Raw genomic sequence first — 20,065 nt, 5'->3', positions numbered from 1 at the left:
CAAGTCCCCCCTCGGACACAACTTGTTCGTTAAAAACATAGAAAACTCACTCTGAGCTCGATCAGAGCCGACCTTTTGCGTTTGCTGATATCGACAGGGCATCGCGTTTGTGTCCTAAATCTGTCGTACGGCGGGAACGGCACCACACTCAGTAGTGACATGTACAAATCACGGCTCAATGAGTGTACAGTTCACCGTGTGGATGTATCCGTGACCGAGTTGCGCGCGCATCTCAGCGATTGGCTCGATCGAGCGCGGGCTGGTGGCGAGGTCGTCATCACCGACCGTGGGATTCCGGTCGCGCGACTGGCTGCACTGGACAGCGCAGGCACCTTGGAGCGTCTCACGGCCGCAGGCGTGATTGGCAAGGCCACCGCGCAGCGGCCCGTCGCTGCGGGTCGGCCCGGGCCCCGACCGCGACGGCCGGTGTCCGACCGGGTCAGCGACCAGCGGCGCTGACCGGTGCCGCTGGTCTACTTCGACGCCAGCGCCTTCGTCAAACTTCTCACCACTGAGACAGGGAGCGCGCTGGCGACCGCACTCTGGGACGGCTGCGACGCCGCCTTGTCCAGCCGCCTGGCCTACCCCGAAGTCCGCTCCGCACTCGCTGCAGCGGCCCGCAATCACGACCTAACCGAATACGAGCTCGCCGATGCCGAGCGTGGCTTGGAGGACTTCTGGGCCGCGACCCGCCCAGTCGAACTCACCGCGACGGTTCAACAACACGCCGGCCACCTCGCGCGAGCCCATGCCTTGCGCGGAGCCGACGCAGTTCATCTGGCCAGCGCGTTGGCTGTCGGCGAACCCGACCTGATCGTCGCCGTCTGGGACCGACGCCTGCACACCGGAGCCCAAGCCGCCGGGTGCCGAGTCGCCCCCGCCCAACTCGACCCCTAGCCCGACCGCTCGACGTCAGAGCGGGTCAGCCCGGCACGGACGACGGTCACGTACCGATTCACCACGTCACGAACCGTGTCGCAATCGGCCAAGTGTCCCTTCGGGTACCATCCCGAACGGTCGACCCACGGGCCGCGGGTGCGCACTGGGCGGAATACAGACGATCGTGGCGATCGACGGGGTCCGCGAACTTCTCGGCGCACCGCCCGGTTGAGGCCCGCAGTGGCTACGGTGCCGGCTCGTCGCCGCGGCCGTCGGTGGCTACGGATGCGTCGGTGCCGGCTTCCTCGAACGACTCCGTGACGTTGGCATCGGCGGCACCCGCAGTGGCGGGCCGTTCGTCCGCACCTTCCTCCGGGTAGTCGACGTACTCGCCCTCTTCGTTCGCGGCAGGCTCGTCGCCCTCCTCGTCGCCGGCAGCACGCTGCTGGCGTTCCCGCAGCGCGTCAACGATCAGCAGCACCACGCCCAGGACACTGGCGCCGATGCACACCCACGCCACCAGCTCGTTGCTGGTCACGACCGCGAACACCAACGCGACCAGCCCGACGAGGGCCAACACCAACGCGATGATCAGCATCGGTCATCCTCCAGCCGACGAGGGACGTTTCGGGTACAGGTTGGCTCGAGTGTGCCAACCGTGCGGTTCCGCTAGTTTTTGCCCCGGTTGAACTGGTCAAACCCGCCGGAGTCGGCGCTGGAGTCGACGGGGGCCGCAGATCCGCGCTGGCCGAGCTCCTCGAGCTGAGATTCCAGATAGGTCTTGAGCCGCGTGCGGTACTCGCGTTCGAAGGTGCGCAGCTGTTCCAGGCGGCCTTCCAGCACCGTGCGCTGCTGGTTGATGGTTCCCATGATCTCGGAGTGTTTACGCTCGGCGTCGGCCTGCAGCGCGTCGGCTTTCTCCTGGGCCTGGCGCAGCTGCGCCTCCGAGCGGGTCTGGGCGTCGGACAGCATCGCCTCGGCGCGCTGCCGGGCCTCGGCGACCGTGGTCTCGGCGGTGTTGCGGGCCTCGGCGAGGATCTGGTCGGCGTTGGCGCGCGCATCGGTGAGCATTTTCTCCGATTCGGCCTTGGCCGTGCCGGTGAGCCGGTCGGCGGTGTCCTGCGCCAAGGCCAGCACGCGCGCGGCCTTCATGGCCTGCTCCTCGGTGCTGCCACCCGATTCCGCGGGCGCAGCGGCCACGACAGGCACCGGCTTGGCCGGCTCGGGCTCGGGCTCGGGCTCGGCGACGGGAATCGCCTGAGTGGGCTGGGACGCCACCGCTGTTCCGGCGCCGCCACCGGAGGCGAGCTCCTGATCGAGTTCCTCGATCCGCTGGCGCAAATCGGAATTCTCTTCGATGAGCCGTGTCAGCTCGGCTTCCACAAGGTCGAGGAAGGCGTCCACCTCGTCTTCGTTGTAGCCCCGCTTGCCGATGGGTGGCTTACTGAACGCCACATTGTGGACGTCGGCTGGTGTCAGCGGCATTGTTTCGTCCCCTCAAGTACCTGTCAAACGTTCTGGAAAGTGTAGAACGGAGTGCTACCCGTCGTGCAACTGCCGCCCATCCTGTCACACCAGAACCGAACGTTGCCGATTCGGCCAATAAACTGGAACGGATTTCTGACATTGACGCCAATGAAATCCCAACCCGCGGAAATTTGAAATTGCCGGCGCCGAATCGAGGCTAAAGCGTCGCCGAACCGTCGCCCGTCCGGAACCCGGATTCGAGCGCCGATTCGGCCACTAGGGAAGCGTTGCTGACGCGGCCGCGCCGAACGCCAGTTGCATCCCGATGAAGGCGACGAGCAGCAGCACCATGATGGACAGGTCGAATCGCACCGCGCCGATGGTGAGCTGCGGTATCAGCCTGCGCAGTAGCTTCACCGGCGGATCGGTGATCGACATGATGATCTCCAGGATCACCACGGTGACGCCGGTGGGATGCCAATCACGGCTGAACGAGCGGATGAACTCGACGACCACCCTGGCGATGAGCAGCAGCCAGAAGATGAACAGCGCGAACCCGAGAATCTGAAAGAACAGAACCAACGAAAGACCCGACCTTACCGATGAGATGTCAAGTGCCGCACACTTGACGGTCAACGTCAGCGTACCGACTGCGGCCGCGGGCACACATCTGCGTCAGGCGCGGTCCGTCCTGGCGGGCTGCGCGACCCGGCCGCACCACGCCGCGGCCGGCGCTACTGGTAGGCGTAGAAGCCGGTCTCGGCGATCCGCCGGCGCTCCTCGGGCGTCACGTCGACGTCGGCGGGTGACAGCAGGAACACTTTGGTCGCGACCTTGTCGAACGAGCCGCGCAGCGCGAACGCCAGACCGGCCGCGAAGTCGACCAGCCGTTTGGCGTCGGCGTTGTCCATCGAGACCAGGTCCATGATCACCGGGGTGCCGTCGCGGAACCGCTCGCCGATGGTCCGGGCCTCGCTGTAGTCCTTGGGCCGCAGCGTGGTGATCTTCGACATCGGACTGCCCTCGTCGAACAGCATCGCCATCCGGCGCGGGTCCATCGCCAGCGCCCCTCGGGTGGAGTTGCGCAGCCACGAACCGAAGCGTTGTTGCCGGGGCATGTCGGGACGCTCGTACTCGCGGGGGTGCACCGAACCGTATCGGGCCTCCTCCGCATACCCGCCGCGATACCCGGGTGGCGCATAGTCGGCCGGCTCGCCGCGCGGGTCCCGGAGGTCTTCGTAGTCGTGTCCCTCATAGCGGCCGTACCCGTCGTCGAAGCGCGGGCGCGGGAAACCGCGGGAGGGCACATGGTCGTCGTAGTACTCGTCGTCGTAATCCTCCATCGGGGCCATGCCGAAATAGGCCTTGACCTTATGCAGTGTGCTCATCGTGGTGACCCCTTCTAGCCCTGGGAAGGTTCTCGCAATGGTGTTGTCTGTGATGAAGATGTGACGACAGTGACTACTCAGGGTGACGGTAGCGGCCGTGGACCCAATAGCGCGGTACCGACACGCACACACGTCGAACCATGTTTGACGGCGATTTCGAAGTCGGCCGACATTCCGGCCGACAGCCCGACCGCTTCGGGATGCGACTGCAGAACTTGCCGGTGTTGCGCCTGGAGCCGATCGAAAGCCACCTCGGGTTCCCAGGTCAGCGGCGGGACGGCCATCAGCCCGACCAGTTCCAGGGATTCGGCGCCGGCGACCTGCGCGCACAGCTCGTCCACCGCTCCCGGGGTACCGATGTCGACGCCGCCGCGCGACACGTCCCCGTCGAGGCTGACCTGGACGTAGACGCGTAGCGGCTGCTGCCGACCCCCGTCTGCCAGCGCCCTGGTGACCGCCCGGTCGAGGGCGGTCACCAGCCGCGCGCTGTCGATCGAATGCGCGGTGTGCGCCCACTGGGCCACCGATCGGGCCTTGTTGCGCTGGATCTGGCCCACCATGTGCCAGTTGATGGGCGGCAACACCGTGCGCGGCGAGACGACCGCGAGCCGGGCGAGTTCGGCCACCTTTGCCGAGGCCTCCTGTTCCCGCGACTCGCCGACGGCCCGGCAGCCCAGGCGGGCCAGGATCGCGACGTCGGTGGCGGGAAAGAACTTGGTGATCGGGAGAAGTTCGATGTCGGCGATGTTGCGGCCCGCCGCGTCGGCCGCCGCCGCGAGCCGCGACCGCAGGGCGGCCAGGGCGTGCGTCAAATCCGCTTCGCGGGCGCCGCCGTAGCCCGCTACCGTCATGTCCTCCGCCACGGCAGTCATTCCATCCAGACCAGTGACGCCAGCCGGCCCGTCGGCGCCTCCCGGCGGTGGCTGAACAACATCGGGTCGGCCACAGTGCAGCGCGGGTCGACGTCGATCGACGTGACGCCCAGGTCACGAAGCCGGCGCACGATGCCGGCGCGCAGGTCGAGCCCGGGAGTTCCGGCCGAGGTGGTGGTGCGGCTGCCCGGGAGCGCCGCATCGACCTCGTCGGCCATCGCGGCGGGCACTTCGTAGTTGGCCCCGCTGACCGCCGGGCCCAGCAGCGCCGAGATGTCGGGGGGGCGCGCGCCCAGGCGCTGCATGGCCGCCACGGCGCGGTTCACGACACCGCGCTGCGCGCCCACCCGACCGGCATGGACCGCCGCGACCACCCCGGCACGCACGTCCGCCAGCAGCACCGGCACGCAGTCGGCCGTCACCACCGCCAGTGCCAGCCGGGTCGTGCCGGTCACCAACGCGTCGGTCTCGCCGACGGCGGCGTCACGCGGTCCGTCGACGACCTCGACGCGGTCACCGTGTACCTGGTCCATCCACACCACCCGGTCGGCACCGAGGCCGATGGCCGCGGCCAGGCGGGTCCGGTTGGCCGCGACGGCATCCGGGTCGTCGCCGACGTGGTCGCCGAGGTTGAAGGTGTCGAACGGCGGCTTGGACACACCGCCGGCGCGGGTGGTCGTCAATCGCCGGATCCGAAGGCTCACTCCACCAGTATCCGGAAGACGTTGGCCGCCACGCGACCCCGACACCGTTGTCTGTGGAGGTCGGGACCGCATTGTGACCTCCACGGCCTCAGCGGCGCATGAAGGGCGGCACGTCGACGTCGTCGTCGTCGCCGCCGATGTTCAGTGTCGACCCGTTGGTGTGTAGCGGCACGCTGACCGCGTCGACCGGCTCGAACAGCGTCGAGCTGAGCTTGCCCGCCTTCGCCGACTCGATCCGGTGGGACCCGCCGCCACCGGCCGCGGCGCCGCCGTCGGCGGCGTCACCCACAACCTGCCTGCGGCCCGGTCCGGCGGCGTCGAAGCCGGCAGCGATCACCGTGACCCGCACCTCGTCGCCGAGCGAGTCGTCGATCACGGTGCCGAAGATGATGTTGGCGTCCTGGTGTGCGGCATCCTGCACCAACGACGCCGCCTCGTTGATCTCGAACAGGCCCAGGTCGCTTCCGCCGGCGATCGACATCAGCACGCCCTGGGCACCCTCCATCGAGGCCTCCAGCAGGGGCGAGTTGATGGCGATTTCGGCGGCCTTGAGCGAGCGGCCCTCCCCGCGGGCCGAGCCGATGCCCATCAGCGCGGTACCCGCGCCGGACATGATGCCCTTGACGTCGGCGAAGTCGACATTGATCAGGCCAGGCGTGGTGATCAGGTCGGTGATGCCCTGCACGCCGTTGAGCAGTACCTCGTCGGCGCTGCGGAAGGCGTCCATCAGCGAGACGGCGGCGTCGCCCATCTGCAGCAGTCGGTCGTTGGGGATCACGATGAGCGTGTCACAGCTCTCGCGCAGTGCGCTGATGCCGTTCTCGGCCTGATTGCTGCGCCGCTTGCCCTCGAAAGAGAACGGCCGGGTGACAACCCCGACGGTCAACGCGCCCAGTTTGCGGGCAATGCTGGCGACGACGGGGGCGCCACCGGTGCCGGTCCCGCCCCCTTCGCCGGCGGTGACGAACACCATGTCCGCCCCGCGCAGCAGTTCTTCGATCTCGTCCTTGGCGTCGTCGGCGGCCTTCCGGCCGACTTCGGGGTCGGCACCGGCGCCGAGCCCACGCGTCGAGTCGCGGCCCACGTCGAGTTTGACGTCGGCGTCGCTCATCAACAACGCCTGCGCGTCGGTGTTGATCGCGATGAACTCCACACCCTTGAGACCCTGTTCGATCATCCGGTTGACGGCGTTGACACCGCCGCCACCGATACCCACGACCTTGATGACGGCGAGGTAGTTGTGCGGGGGGGTCATCATTCGTTTTCCTCCCTGATGGGCTGGTGTCCCGGCCGGGGATCTCCCCGTAGGCTGCTCCGGATGGTGGCGGGGCGCCCGCCTGGCAAACCCTTAACCTCTACCTCAGGATTAGAGTTATGTCAGGTAGTCCCGCGCAAACAGAACGGTATGGGTACGACGCCCGCTAACCCCGCAGGCGCGCCGACGCGCGACACGGTTTTTTTCTCCCGGGAATGCGTGCCGCCGGGGACGTATTCGCCACGGCGCTACTTGACGGTCGGCAGGTCCGGGCTGGACACGTCGTAGATCCGCCCCGGCTGGGTCAGCAGCGCGGCGAGCTTTTCGGCCTTCTCAGCGGTACGGTCGGTGGTCCCCCAGATCACCACCCGGCCGTCGCCCAGCGTCAGGGTGATCGAGGACACCGAGGGGACCGCGGCGCGGCTGACCTGGGCCACCACATCCGGGCTCAGCGCGGTCAACACCTGCAGCGCGGCCTTGGTCGCCGGGTCGCCCGGTCCGGGGCTGGCGACGTCGAGGTAGGGCAGCGCGGGTGGCGGCGGCGCGGTGGCGAAGTCGACGCCGTCGTGGTCGAACAGGTGCGGACCGTCCGGGAAGTCCACGACGGTCACCGGAACCCGCTCGACGATCGTGATCCGCAGCGCCGAGGGATAGTGCCGCTGCACGCGGGCGCTGGCCACCCGCCGGATCGTGGCCACCCGGTCGGCGACCTGCTCGGTGTTGATCTGCAGCAGCGGCGTTCCTGGCCGCACCCGCGCCACCGCCAGGACCTCTTCGCGGGTGACTGCCCCGGTTCCACTGACCACGATGTCACGGGCCGACATCGCTGGCGTGAAATACAGCACCAACCCCAGCCCGATCCCGACAACCACCAGCGCGACCGTGGCAAGCAGCATTTTCAGGCCCTGTACGACGCCCCGGGCCACGGGTTTGGGCTGGGCTGGTGCGTGCCCGCCGGCGCGGCGCTTGGCTTCGCGGCGCGCCTCCTCGATGACGGTGGCACGCGCCTGCGCGGCGCGACGCTCGGCCCGTTCCCGCCGGGCCCGCCGGCGCGGGCCCTCGAACTCGTCCTGCCCTCCGTCGGGTGCCGTCTCCTGGCCGCCGTCGGCCGACGGTCCGGTGACGGCGTCGCCGACAGCGAGACTGTCGGCGCCCTCGCAAGCCTCGACAGCCGACGCGCCCGGCGGAGGGTCCGGCTGGGTCATCGCGGCGCGCCCGGCCGGCCGGGCGCGCTACGGTTGGCCCGCACCCGCAGCGCCGTCACGATCTCGGGCCCCAGCAGTGTCACATCGCCCGCGCCCATGGTGACGATGACGTCACCGGGGCCGGCGGTTGCGGCCACCTCTGCGGCCACCGCGGAGAAGTCCGGCAGGTAGCGGACCGGCGCACCGACGTGCGCGGCGACGGTGGCGCCGCTGACACCTGCGAGCGGTCGCTCGCGTGCCCCGTAGACGTCGAGGACGAACACCTCGTCAGCGGCATCCAGCGCGTGACCGAACTCGACAGCGAAAGCCTTTGTGCGCGAATATAAGTGGGGCTGGAAAACCACGATGCAGCGACCCTCGCCGGCCTGGTCGAGCACCGTGCGCACTGCTGCCAGCGTGGCGCTGATCTCCGTCGGGTGGTGGGCGTAGTCGTCGAACACCCGCACCGGCGCGTGGCCGTCCGAGGACGTCCCGACCAGTTCGAAGCGGCGGCGCACACCCTCGAAGCCGGCCAGCCCGTCGAGCACCTCGTCGGCGGGGGCGCCGATCTGGGTCGCCGCCAGCAGCGCACCCAGCGCGTTGAGCGCCATGTGCCGGCCCGCCACCGACAGCCGCATCACGCGCGGGCGCGCCGCCGGGTCGAGATCCGGGGCCAACTGGATGTGGGCGACCGCATCGGTGCCCTGCTGGCCCCAGGACAGCAGCACGCCGGCCAGCGGCGCGCCGGGGCGGTCGGACACCGACCCGTAGCGCAGCACCCGGACACCGAGCTCGGCGCTGCGCTCGGCCAATGCGGCCGCACCGGGGTCGTCGGCGCAGACCACCAGCGCTCCCCCGGGCGCCAGCCGCTCCACGAAGGAGTCGAACACCCCGACGTAGGCGTCGGCGCTGCCGTAGAAATCCAGGTGATCGGTCTCGATGTTGGTCACCACGGCGACGTCGGGCCGGTACTCCAGCAGCGAGCCGTCGCTCTCGTCGGCCTCGGCGACGAAGCAGTCGCCGCTGCCGTGGTGGGCGTTGGTCCCGGCCTCGCCGAGCTCCCCGCCGACCGCGAACGACGGGTCGAGTCCGCAGTGCTGCAGTGCCACGATCAGCATCGATGTCGTGGTCGTCTTACCGTGCGTACCGGTGACCATCAGCGTGGTGTGCCCGTCCATCAGCCTGGCCAACACGGCGGGTCGCAGCAACACCGGGATCCCGCGGCGCCGGGCCTCGACGAGCTCGGGGTTGGTCTTCGGGATGGCGGCGTAGGTGGTGATGACTGCCGTGGCGCCGCCCGGCAACAGGTCCAGCGCCGAGGAATCGTGTCCGATGCGAACCAGTGCGCCCCGGGCCCGCAGGGCGTGCACGCCGCGTGATTCCTTGGCATCCGACCCGGAGACCAGGGCGCCCCGGTCCAGCAGGATGCGGGCGATGCCCGACATTCCGGCACCCCCGATGCCGACCATGTGCACCCGTTGCAGCTCGGGCGGCAGCGGGCGGGCGTTCACGACGCCCCTCCGGCCCCCCGGCCGGATGCCGATCGGTGGCGCGCCCGCCGGGCCCGGCCCGCGATGTCCAGCGCCGCCCGGGCGACCTGGCGCGCCGCGTCGGGATGGCCCACCCGGGCGGCGGCTGCCGTCATCGCCGCCAACCGCGGCGGGTCGTTGAGGAGCCCGGCGGCCTGCCGGGCGACCAGCTCCGGGGTCAGTTCGGCGTCGGCCACCACCATGCCTCCGCCGGCGTTGACCACCGGCAGCGCGTTGAGCCGCTGTTCGCCGTTGCCGATCGGCAGCGGGACGTAGACGGCCGGCAGGCCGACGGCCGAGACCTCGGCGACCGTCATCGCCCCGGATCGGCAGATGACCAAGTCTGCGGCCGCATAGGCCAGGTCCATCCGGTCCAGGTAGGGCACCGCCACGTAGGGCGGGTCGCCCGGCCCGGGACGACGGCGGTCGAGAGTGTTCTTGGGGCCGTGCGCATGCAGCACCGCGACGCCCGCGGCGGCCAGGTCGGCGGCGGCCCCGGCCACGGCCCGGTTCAGGGACACCGCGCCCTGCGAGCCGCCGAACACCAGCAGCACCCGCGCGTCTTCGGCGAAACCGAAGTGCGCCCGCGCCTCGGCACGCAGCGCCGCACGGTCCAGCGCGGTGATGGCCGCACGCACCGGCACACCGACAACTTCGGCGCGCGCCAGCCCGCAGTCGGGTACCGCCGAGAGCACCCGGTCGGCGGTGCGGGCACCGACGCGGTTCGCCAGCCCGGCTCGCGCGTTGGCTTCGTGGATCAGCACCGGGATGCGGCGGCGCAGCCGCGGCATCCCGCGCGCGGCGAGGTAGGCCGGCAGGGCGACGTAACCGCCGAACCCGATCACCACGTCAGCCTCCACGCCGTCGAGAACCGCGCGGGTCTCCCGGACGGCTCGCCACACCCGCGGTGGCAGCCGGGCCAGGTCCCCGCTGGGTTTCCGCGGCAGCGGTACCGGTGTGATCATCTCGAGGTGGTAGCCGCGCTCGGGCACCAGCCTGGTCTCGAGTCCGCGCGCGGTACCCAACGCGGTGATCCGGACCTGCGGATCCAGCGCGGCCAGCGCATCGGCCACAGCCATCGCGGGCTCCACATGCCCGGCGGTCCCGCCGCCGGCGAGCACGACCGACAAGGCGCCGGCGGGCGAGAGCCTTGGCCCCGGCCCGCCGGCGGACTTTGCGATGATGTCGTTCACCCGTAACGCTGACCTTCCAGTGCGCGAGCGCGCGCCGTTTGGCGCTGACCGGCGTGACGCTGGACAGATCCATGATGCCTGGCCCGCAGGCGGGCGTCCCCCCCAGCCTGCCGGGCCGGCCGGGTGGCCGGGCGCGGCGCCGCCTCGGAGATACGGGCGACTTTGCGCACGGGCGCCTTTGCCGTCTGCGCGCGGTCGCCCTTGCGATCCCGGAACGACTCCAGGCGGGTCGGCACGTACGGCTGCGGCAGCGGCAACCGGAGCAACCGGTTGACCTTGTCGTCGCGCCCGGCTCGCAGGGCGGCCAGCGCCTCCGGCTCGTGGCGGGCCGCGTTGGCCATGATGCCGATCATGAAAAGCGTTGTGGCCGTTGATGTCCCACCGGCAGAAATGAGTGGCAACTGGATGCCGGTGACCGGTAGGATTCCGACCACATAGCCGATGTTGATGAACGCCTGACCCAACACCCACATCGTCGTGGTGGCGGTCAACAGCCGCAGGAACGGGTCCGCCGACCGGCGCGCGATCCGCATCCCCGTGTAGGCGAAGAGCCCGAAAAGCACCAGCAGCCCGAACGCGCCGATGAACCCGAGCTCCTCGCCGACGATCGCGAAGATGAAGTCGTTGTGCGCGTTGGGCAGGTAATTCCACTTGGCCACGCCCTGGCCGAGGCCGTCGCCGAAGATGCCGCCGTGGGCAAGCGCGAACTTCGCCTGACGAGCCTGGTAGCCGGTGTCCTGCGGGTCGCTCTCGGGGTTGATCCAGGACCGCACCCGCTCGGAGCGGTAGCCGGCGGACATCGCCAGAACCGCGCCCGCGGCGAAGACCGCCAGCAGCGAGGTGCCGAAGACGCGAAGCGGCAGACCGCCGTACCACAGCAGGGCCAGCAGGATGATGCCCAGCGACACCGTCTGTCCGAGGTCGGGCTGGGCCACGATCAGCGCGAGCGAGATGACGGCGGCGGGCACCAGCGGAATCAGCATCTCGCGCAGCGAGGCCCGCTCCAGCCGCCGGGCCGCCAACAGGTGCGCACCCCAGACGGCCAGCGCGATCTTCGCCAGTTCGGAGGGCTGCATCGACAGCCCACCGACGACGAACCATTTGCGGGACCCGTTGGCCAGGTTGCCGATTCCGGGCACCAGCACCAGCACCAGCAAGATGACGGTGATCAGGTAACCGGTGAACGCGACACGGCGCAGCAACCGCACCGGCATTCTCAGCGCCACGTAAGCCCCACCGAGCCCGATGGTCGTCCACAGAACCTGCTTGCCGAAGATGACCCACGCCGATCCGTCGGAGTCGTAGGACCGCACACCCGAGGCCGACAGCACCATGATGAGGCCCAGCGTCGTCAGCAGCCCGGCGATGGCGATGATCAGGTGAAACGAGGCCATCGGCCGGTTTAGCCAGGCGCCGAACCGGTGGTGCGGCGCGAACTTTTCGACGTCGGCGTTCGCCTTGCTCGACAGCTTCCCTGTGTCGGCGTCGGCGGTGTCCGGCGTAGGCATGTCAGCCGTCGGACCGGTTTCGGCCGACTCGGCTTTCTTGCCCCGGCCCAGCAGCCGGGTCAGCGCGTTGTCCACACCCGCCTACCGGACGGCCGCGCGCACCGCGGCCGCGAATGCGTCGCCCCGGTCGGCGTAGCCGCTGAATTGGTCGAACGAGGCGCCGGCCGGCGCCAGCAGCACCGTGTCACCCGGCTTCGCCAGGTTGCGGGCCGCGGCCACCGCGGCCGTCATGACGCGAACACCGAGATCCCCACCCGCGCGTTTCACTTCTGCCACATCTATCTCAGAAATCACAGCAGTCGCATGCATACCAGCATCCTCGCCTGTCACAACCTGGACGACGGGGACATCCGGTGCGTGTCGCGATAACGCCTCTGCAACCTTCTGACGGTCACGGCCGATGAGCACCGCTCCGACCAGGCGGGACGCAATCCTGGCGACCTCCTGGTCGACCGAGGCGCCCTTCAGCAAACCACCGGCCACCCAGACCACCCGGGGGTAGGCCAGCACGGACGCCTCGGCGGCGTGCGGGTTGGTCGCCTTCGAGTCGTCGACGTAGGTGACGCCGTCGGCGACGGCGACGACCTCGGCCCGGTGCCGGCCGAACCGAAACGACCCGATCGCCTCGGCGATAGCCCCGGCGGACACCCCGACAGCGCGGGCCAGTGCGGCCGCGGCCAAGGCATCAAGCACCCCGACGGGGCCCGGCACCGGGATCGTCTCGGCCGCCACCAGCGCCAGGTCCGCGGCAAAGGCCCGATCGACGAGCCAGCCGTCGCGTACGCCGAGCTCGCCGGAACCCGGTTCGCCCAGCCGAAAGCCGGCCCGTACCGGTGCCGCCGCGGTCTCCAGCAACGCGGCCGAGCGGGCGTTGTCCAGCCCGACCACGGCCACCCGGCCGTTGAGCACCCGGGCCTTGTCGGCGGTGTACTCGGCCATCGACGCGTGCCAGTCGAGGTGATCCTCGGCGATGTTGAGCACGACGCCGGCCTCGGGCCGCAGCGACGGCGCCCAGTGCAGCTGGAAGCTGGACAGCTCGACGGCCAGCACGTCGGCGGGCTCGTCGAGAACGTCCAGCACCGGTCTGCCGATGTTGCCGCACAACACCGCGCGGCGCCCCCCGGCGGCCAGGATGGCGTGCAGCATCGACGTCGTCGTCGTCTTGCCGTTGGTGCCGGTAACGACGAGCCAGCGACGCGGTGGGCCGTAGTGGCCCGCGGCGTCAAGCCGCCAGGCCAGCTCGACGTCACCCCAGATCGGCACCCCGGCCCTCGCCGCGGCGGCCGGCACCGCCGTGCCGGGCGCGAAGCCGGGGCTAGTCACCACCAGCGCGTACGCCGAGATGCGGTGCGCGGCCGCCGAGGTGGACTCGGTCGCCACGCCCCGCTCGGCGTACCCGCGCAGCGCGGCCGGGTCGTCGTCGCACAGAGTCACCGCAGCGCCGAAGCGGGACAGCGCGGCCAACGCCGCCCTGCCCGTCACACCACCGCCGGCCACCAGGACGGGTACGCCCGGCGCCAAGGGAACCATCGCTTCTACGAACCCGCCCATCAGGCACCGATCGCGGCCAGCCACTCACCGTAGAACAGGGCCACCCCCAGACCGCAGGTGATCGCGGTCAGCAACCAGAAGCGGATGATCACCGTCGTCTCGGCCCAGCCGGACAATTCGAAATGGTGATGGAAGGGCGCCATCCGGAAAACCCGGCGCCCGGTGGTGCGGAAGATCAGAATCTGCAGCACGACGGAGCTGACCTCGGCGACGAACAGCGCACCCAGCACGACGGCGAGAACCTCGGTGCGGCTGGTGACCGACAGCCCGGCGATGATGCCGCCCAGCGCCAGCGATCCGGTGTCCCCCATGAAGATCTTGGCGGGCGCGGCGTTCCACCAAAGGAAACCGATGCACGCGCCGACGGTGGCGGCGGCCACGATCGCCAGGTCCAGCGGATCGCGCACGTTGTAGCACGCCAGGCCGGGCGCGGTGACGCACGCGTTGCGGTACTGCCAGAAGGTGATCAACACGTAGGCGGCGGTGACCATCGCCATGCTGCCGGCCGCCAGTCCGTCCAGGCCGTCGGTGAAATTGACCGCGTTGGACCAGGCGCTGACCACGATCACGCAGAACAGCACGAACAATGCCGGCGCCAGCGTGACGGTGGCGATCTCACGGACGTAGGACAGGTTCGGGCTGGCCGGCGTCAGGCCGTTGGCGTTGCGGAACTGCAACACCAGCATCCCGAACAGCACCGCGGCGGCGACCTGCCCGAGCGTCTTGGCCGTCTTGTTCAGCCCGAGGTTGCGCGACCTTCGGATTTTGATCAGGTCGTCGAGGAACCCGACGCCGCCCAGTGCGGTGGCCAGGCCGAGCACCAGCAGGCCCGACGCGGACACCCCTTCGCCGTCGAAGGCCAGGCCGGCGAGGTGCGTGCCCAGGTAGCCCGCCCAGATGCCGGCGACGATCGCCACCCCGCCCATCGACGGCGTGCCGCTCTTGGTGTGGTGGCTGGGCGGGCCGTCTTCGCGGGCCTGGTGGCCGAATCCCTGCTTGGTGAACAGCCGGATGAGCGCCGGGGTCAAGAGAATGGAAACGGTCAGCGCGAGCGCGACGGCGACGAGGATCTGTCTCACCGGCGGGCCTCGTCGCCGGCCTCGTCGGCCGGCGCGTCCCGGGCCAGGGCGTCGGCGAGCGCGCCCAGCCCGGCCGCGTTGGATGCCTTGACCAGGACGACGTCGCCGGGCCGCAACTCGGCCCGCAACAATGCCAGGGCGGCGTCACTGTCGGCGACTCTGAAAGCTCCCCTGTCGGCCCCCCTGTGGGCTCCGGCATCCCACGAGGCCAACCCGCCTTCCAGGACCGCTCCGTGGTGCATGGCGCTCATCGACCTCCCATTTCCCACGAAGACGAGTCGAGAGACATCTAAGCGCACCGCCAGCCTGCCGATGCGATCGTGCTCGGTTATCGCGTCCTCACCGAGTTCGGCCATCTCCCCCAGCACCGCCCAGCTGCGCCGGGGCTCCCGGGTCTGGTGGGCGATCCAGGCCAGCGCCTGAAGCCCGGCCCGCATCGAGTCGGGGTTGGCGTTGTAAGCGTCGTCGATCACGGTGACCGCGTCGGTGCGGGTGGTGACCTGCATCCGGTGCCGTGACCCGGGACCCGCGCCGGCCAGCGCGTCGGCGATCTGTTCGGGGCCGGCGCCGCACTCCAGCGCGACCGCGGCGGCGCACAGCGCGTTGGTGACCTGGTGGTCGCCGTAGACGCCGAGCCGGACCGGCGCCCGGATGTCGCCGGCATGCAACGTGAAACGCGGCCTGGCCAGATCGTCCAGCGACACGTCGCCGGCCCACACGTCGGCGGGTCCCGCGCGGCTCACCCGCACCACCCGGGCCGCGGTCACCCCTGCCATCCCCGCCACCACCGGGTCGTCGGCGTTGAGGACGACCACTCCTGACGACGGAACAGATTGCGGCAGTTCGGATTTTGTTCGCGCGATAGCGTCTCGGGAGCCGAACTCGCCCAAGTGCGCGGTGCCCACGTTGAGGACCACGCCGATCGCCGGCGGGGCGATCTGGGCCAGTGCGGCGATGTTGCCGGGGTGACGCGCCGACATCTCGAGCACCAGAAAGTCGGTGCGGCGAGTGGCGCGCAGGACCGTCCAGGGGTGACCCAGCTCGTTGTTGAACGACCCCGGCGGGGCGACCACCTCGCCCAGCGGCGCCAGCACGGCGGCCACCAGGTCCTTGGTCGAGGTCTTACCCGAGGACCCGGTGATGCCGATGATCGTCAGCCCGCCGGCCACCAGCTCGTCGGCCACCGCCCGGGCCAGCTTCCCCAGCGCGGCCAGGACCGCCGCGCCCGACCCGTCGGTGTCGTGCTCGAGCACCCCGGCCGTACCGAATCCCGTTGTGGATGCGTTATTTCGGGGTTCGATCACGATAGCGGGGACGCCGACCCGGCGGGCCGCCAGCACCGCGACCGCTCCTGCGGCCACCGCCGCGGACGCGTGGTCGTGCCCGTCGGAGCGGGCGCCGGGCAACGCCAGGAACAGCCCGCCGGGGCCGACGGCGCGTGAGTCGAACTCCACGGTGCCGGTGACCCGCAGCGCCGCGGCCTCCTGGGGCGAGATGTCGGCCAGCTTGCCGCCGACGATCTCGGCGATCCGGGCGACGGTCAGATCGATCATCGCGGAGTTTTCAGCGCGGCCAGAGCGCCGGCCAGCTCCACCCGGTCGTCGAACGGGCGGGTCTGCCCGGCGCCACGCTGACCGGTCTCGTGTCCCTTGCCGGCGATCAGCACGACGTCGCCGGGGCGCGCCCACGCCACCGCATGGTCGATCGCCGCCCGTCGGTCGGCGATCTCGACTGCTTCGGCGCCGCCGTGCGCCGCGCCGGTGAGGATCTGGTGACGGATCGCCGCGGGCTCCTCACCACGCGGGTTGTCGTCGGTGACGACGACGAGGTCGGCCAGTTCGGCGGCGATCTCGCCCATCGGGGCCCGCTTGCCCGGGTCGCGTTCGCCGCCGGCGCCGAACACCACCGCCAGCCGGCTGCCGGGCCTCTTGAGGGTGGACAGCACCGCCCGCAACGCGCCGGGCTTGTGGGCGTAGTCGACCAACGCCAGGAAATCCTGGCCGCGGTCGACCTGCTCCATGCGCCCGGGGACCCGGGTGTCGAGCAGGCCCGGTGCCGCCTGCTCCGGCGACACGCCGACCGTGTCCAGCAGGGCCAGCGCCACAAGGCAATTGGCGACGTTGTAGCGGCCCGGCAGGTTGATACCGACCTGGTGGTGCACGCCGGCGGGATCAGTCGCGGTGAACTGCTGTCCGCCGGCACCCAGCGGCGCCACGTCCGAGGCGCGCCAATGGGCGGGTCGTCCTTCGGAGCTCACTGTGACCGCCTCGCCGGCCAGCTCGGCCATCGCGCGCCCGGCGTCATCGTCGACGCACACCACGACGCGGCGCGCACGCAGCGGCGACGCGGGGTCGAACAGCACCGCCTTGGCCGCGAAGTAGTCGGCCATGGTGGGGTGGAAGTCGAGGTGGTCGCGGGACAGGTTGGTGAAACCGGCCGCCGCGAATCCGGTGCCGTCCGCCCGGCCCAGAGTGAGCGCGTGGCTGGACACCTCCATGACCACGGTGTCCACCCCGCGCTCGGCCATCGCGGCCAGCATGGCTTGCAGCGCGGGCGCTTCCGGAGTGGTCAGGGCACTGGGCATGTCGGCACCGTCGATGCGGGTGCCGATGGTCCCGATCAGGCCGGCGGTGCGGCCGGCGGCGCGCAGACCCGACTCGACCAGGTACGTGGTGGTCGTCTTGCCGCTGGTGCCGGTGATCCCGACGACCGTCACCCGCTCGGAGGGGTTGCCGTACACAGTGGCGGCCAGCACGCCCAGGACGCTGCGCGGGCCGGGGTGCACCAGCGTCGGCGTGGCAGCGGTCCGCTCGCCCATCTGTGCGGCACCGGCGGCGTCCGTGAGCACCGCGACGGCTCCGCGCCCGATCGCGTCGCCGGCGTAGCGGGCGCCGTGCGTCGACGCGCCGGGAAGCGCGGCGAACAGGTCACCGGGCAGCACCTCCTGGGCCCGCAGCGTCACGCCGGTGACCGGGATGTCCGGGGCGGCCCCGCCGCCGGCCAGCACCGCACCCACCTGGCCCGCCAGGGCAGGCAGTCGGGCACCCGCACCCCCGCCGGGTCGCAGCTCGGTGGGCTCCTGCACTTCCGGTCACACCTCCCTGGGATGCCACGTACTCACCATGATCAGCCATGACACCCTACCGACGCACACCGGCTTCGCCCCGGCTACCGCGCCCGCGGGATCATGGCGACGCCAGCAGCGGGAGGAAAATCGTGTCGACGATCTCTTCGATGGCTTCATCGGACAGCGGTCGCAACGTCATCAGGATTTCGTGACGCCAGAGGTCGGCGGGGAGCCGTCCGATGCGCTCGGTCACGCGTTCGCGGTCGATCTCGCCTCGATCGACGGCACGCTGGATCACCTCCTCCATGGCGGAGTCCCGGCCGCCCCGGACAAAGGCGCTGAGATCGGCCAGGCTGGTGCCGGTGTCGCGGTAGAAGCTGCCGAGATAGGTGTACACCTGCGCCGCCAACCCGATCCTGACTTTGTTCGCTTGCTGCAGCAGCCCGATGACGTCGCCACGCAGGCTGCCCGTGTCGGGAGCGACCACCACATCTTTGCCCGCCACGTACGCCAAGGTGGCGAGCACCAGCTCCTGCTTGCTGGACCAGCGCCGGTAGAGCACCGCGCGACTGGTGCCGGCCCGCGCGGCCACGGCGTCGATGGTGAAGCCGTCGTAGCCGCGTTCGGTCAGCTCGTCCCACGCGGCCGCAAGCAGCGCCTGTTCCAACGCGCGACCACGACGCCGCTGCGGGACACGCGTGTTAAGAGTCATTGCGTTTCCTAAAATCCGCACCTACAGTATTAGGGTACAATTCGTATCTTAAAGCTGGAAGGGCTGCTCCTGTGCGCATTCTCGTCTCCGGTGCCGGCATCGCCGGCCTGAGCACGGCCATCGACCTCGGCGACGACGGCCACGACGTGACCGTCGTCGAACGGGCCGACCACTTGCGGGTCAACGGCTCCCCCATCGACATCCGGGGCGAGGCCATCGCCGTCGCCGAGAAGATGGGCGTGCTCGACGACATCCGCGACCGACGCGTCGACATGAGCGAACGCGTCCAGTTCGTCGACGAGAACGGTCGCGTCGTGGCCGAACCGCCGTGGACGCAGATCAACGACTCCCCCGACGACGTCGAAATCCCCCGTGAAGACCTGACCGGCATCCTCCACGACCATCTCGGCCCCTCGGCAGAGCTGCGCTTCACCGAGTCGGTCGCCGAACTCGACGCCGGTGACCAGGGCGTGGACGTCCGGTTCACCTCGGGCGCCCAGGACCGTTACGACCTTGTCGTCGGAGCCGACGGGATGCATTCGGCGGTGCGCCGCCTGGTGGTGGGACCCGAACACCAATTTCTGCATCACCTCGGCTTTTATATCGCACTGGCCGAATTGACCAACGACATCCCGACCGGGCGCAACAACCCGATGTACAACTTTCCCGACCATCTTGCCGGCATCGCCACCTACAACGACAAAGCCCTGGCGGTCTTCACGTTTCGCTCGCCCTGGATCGAGTACGACTATCACGACCTCGATGCGCAAAAGCGGATCCTCGCCGGCGCTTTTGCGGGACACAGCGAATGGCGCATCCCCGAACTCCTCGACGCGGCGCTGGCCGATCCGGAACTTTACTTCGACTCGGTCAGCCAGATCCGGATGCCCGTCTGGCACCGCGGCCGGGTCGTCCTGGTCGGCGACGCCGCGCACTGCACCTCCAACCTGACCGGGCGCGGCACCAGTCTGGCACTGACCGGGGCCTGGTTTCTGGCCCAAGCCCTGCGCGGTCACCCCGACGACATCACCGGGGCGTGGGAGCACTACGAGCAGCACCAGCGACCGCGGGCCACCACAATCCAGGCGATGGCGGCACCCGGAGGCGACCGGCTGGTCCCGGCGACCCAGGAACAGATCGATGCCCGCAACCGCGCCTTCCGTACTGGGCACTAAATGCGGACGGCCAGCTCCAAACCCGTGTCGAGCGGCAGCGCCGTGCTGATGTCGTCGTTCTCCGGGGCACGCACGTAGTCGAGACACGTAGTCGAGATAGGCGTGATCGGGATCCAGGTTGACGTTGTCGCCGACGATCAGCGCGCCGGGCGCCAGCACCGGTTCACGTAGCTTGACCACCTGAAGATCCACGTCGGGCCAGCCGTCGAGCAACACGAATTGCACCGGGCCGCCGGACACCGGCAGCCTTGAGTCGGATCTGCGTGCCCACCTGCGCACCACGGCCCGATTTCTCGCCTTCGACGATGCCCGCGCGGTCGCACGCGGCGAGCTACCGCCCGGCGCGGACGTGGCTATGCTGGCCGAACGGCTGGTCGGACCGCTGCACTACCGGGTGATCGTGACGGGTGAGGCAGTCGACGACAGGTTCGTCGGCGCTCTCGTCGACGCCGTGATCGCGTATCCGAGATGACGTGCGGCGGCACAGATGAACAGTGTCCAC

Annotated in this window: 18 protein-coding genes and 2 pseudogenes; 4 read left to right on the top strand and 16 right to left on the bottom strand. The window is 70.0% G+C overall.

Annotated elements, in window-relative coordinates:
- Positions 1-153 precede the first annotated feature (153 nt).
- Together ACOJVU_RS01075 and ACOJVU_RS01070 are read left to right on the top strand one after the other, a co-directional pair.
- Positions 154-459: pseudogene (locus ACOJVU_RS01075) on the top strand (type II toxin-antitoxin system Phd/YefM family antitoxin); the annotation flags it as partial.
- A gap of 3 nt (positions 460-462) precedes the next feature.
- A complete protein-coding gene (locus ACOJVU_RS01070) occupies positions 463-897 on the top strand; it encodes a type II toxin-antitoxin system VapC family toxin (protein ID WP_421528067.1) in 435 nt (144 codons plus the stop codon).
- Positions 898-1,123: 226 nt separating this feature from the next.
- Here the strand turns inward: ACOJVU_RS01070 and ACOJVU_RS01065 are convergent, their stop codons facing one another.
- From ACOJVU_RS01065 to ACOJVU_RS00990, 16 genes are all read right to left on the bottom strand, one after another.
- Entirely contained in the window at positions 1,124-1,477 is a 354-nt protein-coding gene (locus tag ACOJVU_RS01065) for a hypothetical protein (protein WP_421528066.1), read from the bottom strand.
- 71 nt (positions 1,478-1,548) lie between these two features.
- A complete protein-coding gene (locus tag ACOJVU_RS01060; RefSeq protein WP_421528065.1) occupies positions 1,549-2,364 on the bottom strand; it encodes a DivIVA domain-containing protein in 816 nt (271 codons plus the stop codon).
- 258 nt (positions 2,365-2,622) lie between these two features.
- Positions 2,623-2,928 carry a YggT family protein gene (locus ACOJVU_RS01055; protein ID WP_421528064.1) on the bottom strand — a complete coding sequence of 102 codons (306 nt, stop codon included), beginning with the start codon at positions 2,926-2,928 and terminating at the stop codon, positions 2,623-2,625.
- A 152-nt stretch (positions 2,929-3,080) separates the two neighbouring features.
- Positions 3,081-3,734 carry a cell division protein SepF gene (locus ACOJVU_RS01050; protein WP_421528063.1) on the bottom strand — a complete coding sequence of 218 codons (654 nt, stop codon included), beginning with the start codon at positions 3,732-3,734 and terminating at the stop codon, positions 3,081-3,083.
- Between the two features lie 77 nt (positions 3,735-3,811).
- Positions 3,812-4,606, bottom strand: a complete 795-nt coding sequence (locus ACOJVU_RS01045; RefSeq protein ID WP_421528062.1) for a YggS family pyridoxal phosphate-dependent enzyme — start codon at positions 4,604-4,606, stop codon at positions 3,812-3,814.
- Positions 4,603-5,310 carry a peptidoglycan editing factor PgeF gene (pgeF, locus tag ACOJVU_RS01040; protein WP_421528061.1) on the bottom strand — a complete coding sequence of 236 codons (708 nt, stop codon included), beginning with the start codon at positions 5,308-5,310 and terminating at the stop codon, positions 4,603-4,605. The genes ACOJVU_RS01045 and pgeF overlap by 4 nt, the downstream gene beginning before the upstream one ends.
- A gap of 88 nt (positions 5,311-5,398) precedes the next feature.
- Entirely contained in the window at positions 5,399-6,565 is a 1,167-nt protein-coding gene (gene ftsZ / locus ACOJVU_RS01035; protein WP_421528060.1) for a cell division protein FtsZ, read from the bottom strand.
- Between the two features lie 248 nt (positions 6,566-6,813).
- The gene (locus ACOJVU_RS01030) at positions 6,814-7,770 is read right to left on the bottom strand and encodes a cell division protein FtsQ/DivIB (RefSeq protein WP_421528059.1); all 957 of its coding nucleotides are present in this window, start codon (positions 7,768-7,770) and stop codon (positions 6,814-6,816) included.
- Positions 7,767-9,218 carry a UDP-N-acetylmuramate--L-alanine ligase gene (gene murC / locus ACOJVU_RS01025; RefSeq protein ID WP_421528074.1) on the bottom strand — a complete coding sequence of 484 codons (1,452 nt, stop codon included), beginning with the start codon at positions 9,216-9,218 and terminating at the stop codon, positions 7,767-7,769. The genes ACOJVU_RS01030 and murC overlap by 4 nt, the downstream gene beginning before the upstream one ends.
- 38 nt (positions 9,219-9,256) lie before the next feature.
- The gene (gene murG / locus ACOJVU_RS01020; protein WP_421528058.1) at positions 9,257-10,471 is read right to left on the bottom strand and encodes an undecaprenyldiphospho-muramoylpentapeptide beta-N-acetylglucosaminyltransferase; all 1,215 of its coding nucleotides are present in this window, start codon (positions 10,469-10,471) and stop codon (positions 9,257-9,259) included.
- Positions 10,468-12,054, bottom strand: coding sequence for a putative lipid II flippase FtsW (gene ftsW / locus ACOJVU_RS01015; protein WP_421528057.1), 1,587 nt, complete (start codon positions 12,052-12,054; stop codon positions 10,468-10,470). Before ftsW ends, murG begins: the two co-directional genes overlap by 4 nt.
- Positions 12,055-12,060: 6 nt before the next feature.
- Positions 12,061-13,530, bottom strand: coding sequence for a UDP-N-acetylmuramoyl-L-alanine--D-glutamate ligase (murD, locus tag ACOJVU_RS01010; protein WP_421528073.1), 1,470 nt, complete (start codon positions 13,528-13,530; stop codon positions 12,061-12,063).
- The gene (gene mraY, locus ACOJVU_RS01005) at positions 13,530-14,609 is read right to left on the bottom strand and encodes a phospho-N-acetylmuramoyl-pentapeptide-transferase (RefSeq protein WP_421528056.1); all 1,080 of its coding nucleotides are present in this window, start codon (positions 14,607-14,609) and stop codon (positions 13,530-13,532) included. Before mraY ends, murD begins: the two co-directional genes overlap by 1 nt.
- Positions 14,606-16,162 (bottom strand): UDP-N-acetylmuramoyl-tripeptide--D-alanyl-D-alanine ligase, encoded by a 1,557-nt coding sequence (locus ACOJVU_RS01000; RefSeq protein ID WP_421528055.1) that lies wholly within the window; start codon positions 16,160-16,162, stop codon positions 14,606-14,608. Before ACOJVU_RS01000 ends, mraY begins: the two co-directional genes overlap by 4 nt.
- Positions 16,159-17,694 carry a UDP-N-acetylmuramoyl-L-alanyl-D-glutamate--2,6-diaminopimelate ligase gene (locus tag ACOJVU_RS00995; protein ID WP_421528054.1) on the bottom strand — a complete coding sequence of 512 codons (1,536 nt, stop codon included), beginning with the start codon at positions 17,692-17,694 and terminating at the stop codon, positions 16,159-16,161. Before ACOJVU_RS00995 ends, ACOJVU_RS01000 begins: the two co-directional genes overlap by 4 nt.
- Before the next feature lie 100 nt (positions 17,695-17,794).
- Positions 17,795-18,343: a TetR/AcrR family transcriptional regulator gene (locus ACOJVU_RS00990; RefSeq protein ID WP_421528053.1), complete on the bottom strand. Its 549-nt coding sequence runs from the start codon at positions 18,341-18,343 to the stop codon at positions 17,795-17,797.
- Positions 18,344-18,459: 116 nt separating this feature from the next.
- Between ACOJVU_RS00990 and ACOJVU_RS00985 the strand changes: the two genes are divergently transcribed.
- Positions 18,460-19,563 carry an FAD-dependent monooxygenase gene (locus ACOJVU_RS00985; protein WP_421528052.1) on the top strand — a complete coding sequence of 368 codons (1,104 nt, stop codon included), beginning with the start codon at positions 18,460-18,462 and terminating at the stop codon, positions 19,561-19,563.
- A gap of 229 nt (positions 19,564-19,792) precedes the next feature.
- Positions 19,793-20,035 (top strand): annotated as a pseudogene (locus tag ACOJVU_RS00980) (TetR-like C-terminal domain-containing protein); the annotation flags it as partial.
- Positions 20,036-20,065: the final 30 nt, after the last annotated feature.

The organism is Mycobacterium sp. THU-M104 (assembly GCF_049197365.1).
In the GTDB taxonomy this organism is placed as follows: Bacteria; Actinomycetota; Actinomycetes; order Mycobacteriales; family Mycobacteriaceae; genus Mycobacterium.
Note: the sequence above shows the minus strand (reverse complement) of the source record. Positions and strands in the feature narration are given on the sequence as shown.

Excerpts from the sequence above, each read along its gene's own strand:
- ACOJVU_RS01065 (WP_421528066.1), bottom strand. The coding sequence starts at position 1,477 with ATGCTGATCATCGCGTTGGTGTTGGCCCTCGTCGGGCTGGTCGCGTTG.
- ACOJVU_RS01060 (WP_421528065.1), bottom strand. The coding sequence starts at position 2,364 with ATGCCGCTGACACCAGCCGACGTCCACAATGTGGCGTTCAGTAAGCCA.
- ACOJVU_RS01050 (WP_421528063.1), bottom strand. The coding sequence starts at position 3,734 with ATGAGCACACTGCATAAGGTCAAGGCCTATTTCGGCATGGCCCCGATG.
- ACOJVU_RS01045 (WP_421528062.1), bottom strand. The coding sequence starts at position 4,606 with ATGACTGCCGTGGCGGAGGACATGACGGTAGCGGGCTACGGCGGCGCC.
- ftsZ (WP_421528060.1), bottom strand. The coding sequence starts at position 6,565 with ATGACCCCCCCGCACAACTACCTCGCCGTCATCAAGGTCGTGGGTATC.
- ACOJVU_RS01030 (WP_421528059.1), bottom strand. The coding sequence starts at position 7,770 with ATGACCCAGCCGGACCCTCCGCCGGGCGCGTCGGCTGTCGAGGCTTGC.
- murC (WP_421528074.1), bottom strand. The coding sequence starts at position 9,218 with ATGGTCGGCATCGGGGGTGCCGGAATGTCGGGCATCGCCCGCATCCTG.
- murD (WP_421528073.1), bottom strand. The coding sequence starts at position 13,530 with ATGGGCGGGTTCGTAGAAGCGATGGTTCCCTTGGCGCCGGGCGTACCC.
- ACOJVU_RS01000 (WP_421528055.1), bottom strand. The coding sequence starts at position 16,162 with ATGATCGATCTGACCGTCGCCCGGATCGCCGAGATCGTCGGCGGCAAG.